8 protein-coding genes are annotated in these 8,118 nt (G+C 70.7%); 5 read left to right on the plus strand and 3 right to left on the minus strand.

The genetic code is table 11. The features are described 5' to 3' along the window. The first annotated feature begins 25 nt into the window (after positions 1 to 25). The 5 genes from exoL to exoP all read left to right on the plus strand — a co-directional run bounded on the left by exoL (position 26) and on the right by exoP (position 5,796). Positions 26 to 1,264: a spore coat polysaccharide deacetylase ExoL gene (gene exoL / locus D7W79_RS34775; RefSeq protein WP_120529631.1), complete on the plus strand. Its 1,239-nt coding sequence runs from the start codon at positions 26 to 28 to the stop codon at positions 1,262 to 1,264. Continuing rightward, on the plus strand, positions 1,261 to 2,778 hold the full coding sequence (locus tag D7W79_RS34780; protein ID WP_120529625.1) for a lipopolysaccharide biosynthesis protein: 1,518 nt from the start codon (positions 1,261 to 1,263) through the stop codon (positions 2,776 to 2,778). Before exoL ends, D7W79_RS34780 begins: the two co-directional genes overlap by 4 nt. 101 nt (positions 2,779 to 2,879) lie before the next feature. After that, the gene (locus D7W79_RS34785) at positions 2,880 to 3,410 is read left to right on the plus strand and encodes a serine O-acetyltransferase (protein WP_120529626.1); all 531 of its coding nucleotides are present in this window, start codon (positions 2,880 to 2,882) and stop codon (positions 3,408 to 3,410) included. Between the two features lie 33 nt (positions 3,411 to 3,443). Continuing rightward, the gene (locus D7W79_RS34790; RefSeq protein WP_120529627.1) at positions 3,444 to 4,505 is read left to right on the plus strand and encodes a glycosyltransferase family 4 protein; all 1,062 of its coding nucleotides are present in this window, start codon (positions 3,444 to 3,446) and stop codon (positions 4,503 to 4,505) included. An 88-nt stretch (positions 4,506 to 4,593) separates the two neighbouring features. Beyond that, positions 4,594 to 5,796: a spore coat polysaccharide biosynthesis glycosyltransferase ExoP gene (exoP, locus tag D7W79_RS34795; RefSeq protein ID WP_120529628.1), complete on the plus strand. Its 1,203-nt coding sequence runs from the start codon at positions 4,594 to 4,596 to the stop codon at positions 5,794 to 5,796. 72 nt (positions 5,797 to 5,868) lie between these two features. On the opposite strand, the gene D7W79_RS34800 is transcribed toward exoP, so the two are convergent. The 3 genes from D7W79_RS34800 to D7W79_RS46540 are packed head-to-tail and all read right to left on the minus strand — an operon-like array spanning position 5,869 to position 8,098. Beyond that, positions 5,869 to 7,053, minus strand: coding sequence for a DUF4350 domain-containing protein (locus D7W79_RS34800; protein WP_120529629.1), 1,185 nt, complete (start codon positions 7,051 to 7,053; stop codon positions 5,869 to 5,871). Further along, positions 7,050 to 7,238 (minus strand): hypothetical protein, encoded by a 189-nt coding sequence (locus D7W79_RS43360; protein WP_147442198.1) that lies wholly within the window; start codon positions 7,236 to 7,238, stop codon positions 7,050 to 7,052. Before D7W79_RS43360 ends, D7W79_RS34800 begins: the two co-directional genes overlap by 4 nt. Beyond that, positions 7,235 to 8,098 (minus strand): DUF4129 domain-containing protein, encoded by an 864-nt coding sequence (locus tag D7W79_RS46540; protein WP_120529630.1) that lies wholly within the window; start codon positions 8,096 to 8,098, stop codon positions 7,235 to 7,237. Before D7W79_RS46540 ends, D7W79_RS43360 begins: the two co-directional genes overlap by 4 nt. Positions 8,099 to 8,118: the final 20 nt, after the last annotated feature.

Consider the following 8,118-nt stretch of genomic DNA (forward strand, 5'->3'; position numbering starts at 1 on the left):
CCACTACAGCGGGGCGCGCAAGGCGATGGCGGCGTACCGCCGTTCGCAGTCGGGGGGCCGGCGCATCCTCATCGTGAGCTACCACCGCGTGGTGAGCGACTTCACGGGGGAGCTGCAGCGCTCCATCCCGGGCCTGCTCATCTCCCAGGAGACGTTCCGCCGTCACCTGGAGGAGGCGAACGCCGCGGGCTTCGAGCTGGCGAGCATCGGTGACGCGGTGGACGTGATGGCGGGCCGGCGCACCGCGAAGAAGGACCTGTTCGTCGTGACGTTCGACGACGGCTACCGCGACGTGTACCGGTACGCGTACCCGGTGCTCAAGCAGATGGGCGTGCCGGCCATCACCTACCTGCCCACGGCGTTCATCAACACGGACAAGCGTTTCAACCACGACCGGCTGTTCCACCTGCTGCGCTGCGTGCAGGAGCGCAAGTTCCGTCCCGACTACGACACCATGCCCACGCCGTCGGTGCAGCTCCTGGGCCCCATCCTCACCGGGCGCAAGACGGCGTCCGCGGCGCTGGACGACTTCATCGGCGAGCACCCGACGCGCGTGCTCACGGGCATCATCGACTCGCTGGAGCAGCAGCTGGGCGGCGGCGCGGACCTGGTGCCGGAGCAGGGCGACGTCATGAACTGGGACGAGGTGCGCCAGATGGCGCGCGACGGCTTCGAATTCGGCGCGCACACGCTGGGCCACACGGTGCTGACGCTGGAGCCCACGGAGGTGGTGGAGAAGGAGATTGTCGAGTCCAAGCAGACCATCGAGCGCGAGGTCGGCGTCCAGGTGAAGGACTTCGCGTACTGCAACGGCTGGTACTCGGATGAGATGATCCGCGTGCTCAAGGACAACGGCTTCCGCTCCGGCGTCACCACGGAGGACCTGCCCAACCGCGTGGGCGGCGACCCGTTCGCCCTCAAGCGCAAGGTGATGTGGGAGAACTTCAGCCTGGGGATGATGGGGGACTACTCGTCCACGCTCACGGTGTGCCAGTTCGATGACTGCTTCGGCGTGCTGGGCATGAGCCACCCGGTGCTGGGCCACCGGCCGCACATCCTGAGCCCGATGAACACCTCCAACGTGCTCGTCGAGGAGCTGGACGCGGCGCTCGCGAAGGCGACGCCGGTGGACGTCGTGGACGTGACAGCGCCGGTGATTGCGTCTGATCCGCTGGTTGCGCAGGGCACGGCGGGTGCGCAGGTCGTGGTGGCGCCGAACGTGGCCCTGGCCTCGGAGGCGGCGCAGCCGGAGGAGCTCCAGTGAATGCGTCACCCAAGCCGGCCTCGGCCCCGTCGTTCCTGGGGCGGGCCGGCCCGTTGGTGTTGGCCCGGTTGTTCACCGCCGGGCTGACGCTGTCCATTCCGCTCGTGCTCGCCCGGGTGCTTCGCCTGGACGAGTACGGCACCTACTACCAGCTGTTCCTCATCGCCACGACGCTGTCGTACGTGCTGCCGTTCGGCGTGGCGCAGAGCCTCTACTACTTCCTGCCCCGCGCGGAGGCGAAGCGGCCCTACCTGGGGCACGCGCTGCTCTTCGTCACGGGCGCGGGCATCGTGGCGGCGGGGCTGGTGTGGGCCTTCCTGGGCCACGTGGCGGCCTACTTCAACAACCCGGCGCTGATGGAGCACCGCGCGGCGCTGGCGCTCTACACGGCGTTCTTCCTGGGCAGCTACCCGCTGGAGATTTCCCTCACCAGCCAGGGGAAGACGAAGGCGTCCGCGGTGGTGTACCTGGCGTCCGACGCGGTGCGCTCGGGCGTGATGGTGCTGCCGCCGCTGCTGGGCTTCTCCCTGCACGGGATGATGATCGCCGTGGCCTGCTTCGCGGGGCTTCGCTACGTGGCCACGTGGGTGGTGTCGCTGCGTGGGTCCACGGGTCCGCTGGTGGACTGGAAGCTGTTCAAGGAGCAGCTGGTGTACGCGGCGCCCTTCGGTGCCGCGATGTGCCTGGCCATCCCCCAGCAGAACGCGCACATGTACGCGGTGGCGGGCGTGGTGGCCCCCGCGGTGTATGCGCTCTACCGGGTGGGCTGCTTCCAGCTGCCGGTGGTGGACCTGCTCTACACGCCCACCAGCGAGGTGCTGATGGTGCGCCTGGGTGAGCTGGAGCGCGAGGGCCGGCTGGAGGAGGGCGTGGAGGCCTTCCGGGAAGCGGCCGGCAAGCTGGCGTACGTGTTCCTGCCCTTCGCGGCGTTCCTCTTCGCGGCGGCGCCGGAGTTCGTGGGGGCCATGTTCGGCCAGAAGTTCCTGCCGGCGGTCCCCATCTTCCGGGTGAGCGTGATGGGCGTGGTGCTGGCGATCCTCCCCATGGACGGGACGCTCCGGGCCCGGGGCCAGACGCGCGCCATCTTCGCCTCGTACCTGGTGAAGGCGGTGGTGACGGTGCCGCTCCTGTGGTTCGGCGTGAAGTACTTCGGGATGATGGGCGGCATCGCGTCCTGGGCGCTGGCGGAGGTGGTGGGCAAGGGGATGCTGCTGATGCGCGTGCCCCAGGCGCTGTCCACGCCGGAGCGCAAGCTGGGCCTCAAGGACGTCATCCCGTGGCGGGAGCTGGCGCAGGCGTCGCTGGCGGCGTTCGCGGCGGGCGGGAGCATCTTCCTGCTGCGCACGGGCGTGCACGACACGTGGATGAACCTGCCCACGGGCTTCCTGTGGCGGGTGCTTCCGCTGGCGGTGGCGGGGCTGCTCTTCGTCGTGGGGTACGTGGTGGGCCTGTATGCGCAGGGCGTTCGCCCGTGGAGTGCGCTGCAGTCGCTGCGTCCCCGCCGGGCGGTCTGATCCACCGTCGGGAATTGAACGCGTGGGGAGCACTTCCCTCCCCACGCGTGGGTACTTACCTTCCAGGCGTCACGGAGTTCGGGCGGGCGAGGAGAGGCGTGATGGGATTCGACGCGATGATGTTGTACCGGCTGGCGCATGGTCTGAAGCAGCGTGGGGTGCCGTTGCTGCCGGCGGTGTTGCGCAAGGCCATCTACTACCTCCACAGCTCGTACATCCCCGAGGACGCGGAGCTGGGCGAGGGGACGCAGCTGGGCTACGGCGGCATCGGCGTGGTCATCCACAAGGCGGCGAAGGTGGGCCGTCACGTCCTCATCTCGCAGCAGGTCACCATTGGCGGACGCTCCGGGCTGGAGGGCGCGCCGGTGATTGGCGACTACGTGCGCATCGGCGCGGGCGCGAAGGTGCTGGGCAACATCCAGGTGGGCGACTTCGCGGTGATTGGCGCCAACGCGGTGGTGGTGAAGGACGTGCCCGCGGGCGCGGTGGTGGCGGGGGTGCCGGCGAAGGTGATTCGCCAGGACCCGGATCCGCTCACCACGTACCAGCGTGAGATGGGCCTGTTGCCCGCGCGGACGCCGCCGAAGCTCACCCAGGTTCCGCGGCCCTCCGCGCAGGCTTCCGCGCGCTAGGCACTGGCTTCGTTGGAGAAGAGGGCTTCCTTCATGCGCGTGCTGCTCGTCGGGGACTACCCGCCGCCGTACGGGGGCGTGGCCATCCACGTCCGTCAACTCCATCAATTCCTTCGCGACCGCGGGGTCGAGGCGAAGGTGCTCGACATCGGGAAGGGTGGCCGGCCGGCTCCGGACGTCCTCCCCGTGCAAGGCGCCGCCGCCTTCGGCCTGCGGCTCGCGGGATTCACCTCCGCGGGCTGGACGGTCCACCTGCACACCAGCGGCAACAACCCGAAGGCGTGGGTGCTGGCGGCGCTGGTGGGCAGCATGCCCGGGCCTCGTTCGCCGCGCGTCATCACGCTGCACTCGGGGCTGATTCCCGACTACCTGGCGGAGTCGCAGGCCCGGCGCGTGTTCGCGCGCACGGCGCTGGCGGGCTACGCGCGGGTGGTGGCCGTGTCCCCGGCGGTGCGCGACGCGGTGGTCGCGTGCGGCGTGCCGGAGGAGAAGGTCCTGGTGCATCCGGCCTTCTGCGCGTCCCAGGTGCTGCCCGGCCCGGTGACGCCGGAGGTGGAGGCCGCTCGGGCCCGGCGCCGTCCGCTGCTCGCGATGGCGCACCACCCGTCGCCCGTGTACGGGCGCAAGCAGATGTTCCGCGCGCTGAAGCGGGTCGCGGAGACGCACCCGGACGTGGGCCTGGCGCTGTTCGGCCCGGGCACGCGCGCCGAGGAGTTCATCCGCGACGCCCGCGAGCTGGGCGTGGCGGGGTTGCTGGAGGACCTGGGCGAACTGGAGCACGCGAAGGCGCTGGGGCTCCTGTCCCAGAGCGACGTCTTCATCCGGCCCACCACGCATGACGGGGACTCCATCTCCGTGCGCGAGGCGCTGGCCCTGGGCGTGCCGTGCGTGGCCAGCGACGTGTGCGCGCGGCCGGAGGGCACGCGGTTGTTCAAGGCTGGAGACGAGCGGGCGCTGGCGCAGGCGGTGCGCGACGCGCTGACGGCGGGCCCGGCGAAGGTGATGGCCCCGGATGCGGGGCCGGTGATGCTGGACGTGTACGCGGAGTTGCTGCCGTCCGGCATGGCAGGTGCAGGAACCGTGAACGCGGCGTGACGGAGTGGGGACGGGGTTGGGGCGCCCTCGAGTGAAGGGGCGCGCTTCAGGGCTTTCAGCACGGAACTTTTGACTTCAGGAGAAGACGATGCGGCGCAGTGAAGAGATGGACCTGTCGAAGCGGGCCCTTCGTGGGCGGGATCTGGTGGTGTTCTCCAACGACTGGGACGGCGACCCCCTGTCGAAGGTGCACATCATGCGGATCCTCTCGCGGGACAACCGCGTGCTGTGGGTGAACAGCATTGGCAACCGCGCGCCCAAGGCGAACGCGCACGACGCGCAGCGGATCATCAAGAAGCTGAAGACGTTCACGCAGGGCATCCGCGAGGTGGAGCCCAACCTGCACGTCCTGGCGCCGCTGGCCATTCCGTTCTACGGCTCGGAGACGGTGCGCCAGGCGAACCGCCACCTGCTGCGGCTCCAGGTGCTGCGCGCGATGAAGCAGCTGAAGTTCGAGCGCCCCATCTCCTGGAGCTTCCTGCCCGCCTCCGCGCCGGTGTCCGGCACGCTGGGCGAGGACTTCGTCGTGTACCACTGCGTGGATGAGTTCTCCGCGTTCAGCGACACGAACGGCAAGCACATCGCGGAGCTGGAGGAGCGCCTGCTTCGCCGCGCGGACATGTGCATCACGTCCGCGGAGCGCCTGTACGAGAACAAGAAGCGCATGAACCCGCGCACGGTGCTGGTGCGCCACGGCACGGACTTCTCGCACTTCGTGAAGGCGTGCGACCCGGAGACGAAGATTCCGGAGGACATCGCGAAGCTGCCCAAGCCCATCATCGGCTTCTTCGGGTTGGTGGCGGACTGGATCGACCAGGACGCCATCATCGCGTGCGCGAAGGCGCACCCGGAGGGCTCCGTGGTCATCGTGGGCAAGACGACGCCGGACTGCGACGACAGCCGCCTGCGCGCCGTTCCCAACATCCACATGCTGGGCCGCAAGCCGTACGCGGACCTGCCGGGCTACAACAAGGCTTTCGACGTGGCGCTCAACCCGTTCGTCATCAACGAGCTGACGCTCAACTCCAACCCGCTGAAGGTGCGCGAGTACCTGGCGTCCGGCCTGCCGGTGGTGTCGTCTGATCTGCCGGAGGTCCGCAAGGTGGGGCTGTGCCGCATCGCCACCACGCCCGAGGACTACGTGAAGCAGGTCAACGCCGCGCTGGCGGACAACCCGGGCCCGAACCGGGAGCGCGCGGAGAAGATCTTCCACGAGAGCTGGGAGGCGCGCGTCGCGGAGATCCGCCAGCACGTGGGCGAGGCGATGCTCGCGGCTGGCAAGAAGCTGTAGGTCCGGTCCGGTACCGGGCGACAAGAGGGCGCGGGTCCGGGGCGTGTGAGCGCACCGGGCACCGCGCCTTCGTCATTCGCGCGGGTCGTCCGCGCGGCCCGTCACGCGGCGCTCCAGCAGGGCGTAGCGGCGGGCGAGGCGGGTGTAGTCAGCGGGGCGGATGGGGGTGCGCTCCCGCGTGCGCAGGAGGTCCTCCTTCGCGTCCAGGTAGTCGCGCGCGGGCACGCCGCAGGTCTCCTCCAGGAGGCGCGCGGCCTCCGCGTCCGGCAGGGAGGGAGAGATGCCCAGGCGCTCGTGCATCAGGCGCCGCAGGGCCGTGTCGAGCTCCGGCAGCAGCTCCGCCTCCACCTTCGCGCGGCGCATGAGCCAGCCGAGGGAGCGCACGTACTCGCGCGACGAGCGGTGCCGCTCCACGCGCACGGGCCGGGGCGCGCCGAAGCGCGTGCCTCGGGAGACGACGTAGACGAGCCCCACGGCGAGGCTCTGCGCGATGAAGACCCAGAGGCCCTGGGACAGGGGCGGGCGCGTGATGACGGCGTGGTGGAACTCGTCGAAGCGCAGGGGACCGCGGGCAGCGAGCGCGTCCCAGAAGCGCAGGTTGTCGAGCAGCTCCAGGCGCCGGTTCTCCGCGAGGTCCGGGCCCGCGACGACGTAGACCTCGCCCTGGCCCAGGCCCCAGCGCCACACCACGCCCGCCGCGCCCAGCCCCGCGAGCGGTACGGCGTCCTCGTGCTCCACCCGCAGGCTGCGGTCCCGGGCCACGCGCAGCAGTGACAGGTCGCGCAGCGCGCCCGCGGGCAGCCACACGTCCACGGTGACGCCGGCGGGGTCCACCCATTCGGAGGCGAGGCCCTGGTGATTGGTGCCGGGCAACGCGCCCGTGACGATGCCGAGCCATTCCTCCATGCCCGGCTGGTGTTCGCCCAGCGCATGCGGAGACAGATACACGAGCGTGCCACCGCCCCGGACGAAGCGCTCCAGCGCGGCGACTTCCTCCTTCGTCACCGGCTGGGCTTGCGGCGCGGCGATGATCAGCGTGCGCGTGCCGGAGGGGAGCGACTCCAGTGAGGACGTCTGCGCGCTGACGTCGCGTCCACGTTCCCGCAGGTAGACGAAGAGCGCCTTGAGGCCCAGGGGGCCTGGGTTCGTGATGGACGGCACGGGAGAGTCCGGCGGCGCCTCATGCGAGGCCAGGCCCACCGCCAGCGCCACGGCGATCAGCAGTCCCAGGACGACCGCGACGCGCGCGTTCCTCACGGCCGGCCCTCCGCGAGGAAAGGCGGGTGTTGCTCGCGCACGTCGCACGACGCGAGCAAGAGGCTGGGAGCGACGCCGCGCATGCCCTTCCTGGCGGGACCTTCGCGACGAAGGTGCCGGCGTGCTCCGGAGGCCCCGCACGCCATGCGCAGCAGGCCGTCATCGATGTCGCTGAGTTCCTTCACGGCCGGCCCTCCGCGAGCGTGCCGTGCAGCTGCTCCACGGACTCCACGAAGCGCGCGGCTTCCTCCCGCGACACCGGCTCCAGCGAATAGAAGGCCTGGTCGTACCAACCCACCAGCCGCTCCACTTCGCCCGTCACGCGCGCGGGGGCTCCTCGCGTGGGCAGCTCCGCGGCGAGCTCACGGTTGGTCTTCACGCGGTCCGGCCTCGCCAGCTTGCGCTGCTCCAGCGTGGACAGCAGGCCCAGCAGGCCCTCGCGGATGGCTTCGCGCGCATCCTCCGTCTCCAGCGCGGTGCGCGCCCGGCCCAGGTGTTCTCCGGGCGTGTCCAGCTCCAGGGGCGCGGCTTCGCCTCCCACTCCCGGCGCCATGACGGTCTTCCTGCTCCGGCGCCAGCGCACCCGCAGCACGCCGAACAACACCACCGCCAGCGCCAGGCCCAGCATCACCGCGCGCGTGGCCACCGCGAAGCCCTGCGCGCCTCTGGATTCGAAGAGACCTTCCAGCCAGGTCTGCAGCTCGCGCAGCAGGCGCGTCAGCAGGTCGCTGTTGCGCTGCCGGGCCCTCGCGAACTCCGGCCGGTCGAGGATGGCGCGCAGTCGCTCGTGCTCGCTCGTCACGCCGGGCGCCACGGCCGGTTCCGCGTCCAGGGCGCAGACTGCTTCCAGGTACACCGTGAGCTGCCGGGCCCGGTCAGGCGCCGTCTGTCCGGAGGTCGCGGGCGGCAGGGGCACGCCGTCCAGGGCTTGCACCAGCCGGTTCACTTCCGCGTTGAGCTCCTGGGGCCGGGCGCGCGCCGTGTCCTCGAGCCGGCGCGACACGGCCTCCCGGTCAGCGCACGGGGGCCTGGCTCTTATACACATCTGACGCTGCCGACGATAAG

It is taken from the genome of Corallococcus exercitus, assembly GCF_003611585.1.
Lineage (GTDB): Bacteria > Myxococcota > Myxococcia > Myxococcales > Myxococcaceae > Corallococcus > Corallococcus exercitus.

Coding starts and splice junctions, on each gene's coding strand:
- exoL (WP_120529631.1), top strand. CDS start 26: ATGGCGGCGTACCGCCGTTCGCAGTCGGGGGGCCGGCGCATCCTCATC.
- D7W79_RS34785 (WP_120529626.1), top strand. CDS start 2,880: ATGGGATTCGACGCGATGATGTTGTACCGGCTGGCGCATGGTCTGAAG.
- D7W79_RS34790 (WP_120529627.1), top strand. CDS start 3,444: ATGCGCGTGCTGCTCGTCGGGGACTACCCGCCGCCGTACGGGGGCGTG.
- exoP (WP_120529628.1), top strand. CDS start 4,594: ATGCGGCGCAGTGAAGAGATGGACCTGTCGAAGCGGGCCCTTCGTGGG.
- D7W79_RS46540 (WP_120529630.1), bottom strand. CDS start 8,098: ATGTGTATAAGAGCCAGGCCCCCGTGCGCTGACCGGGAGGCCGTGTCG.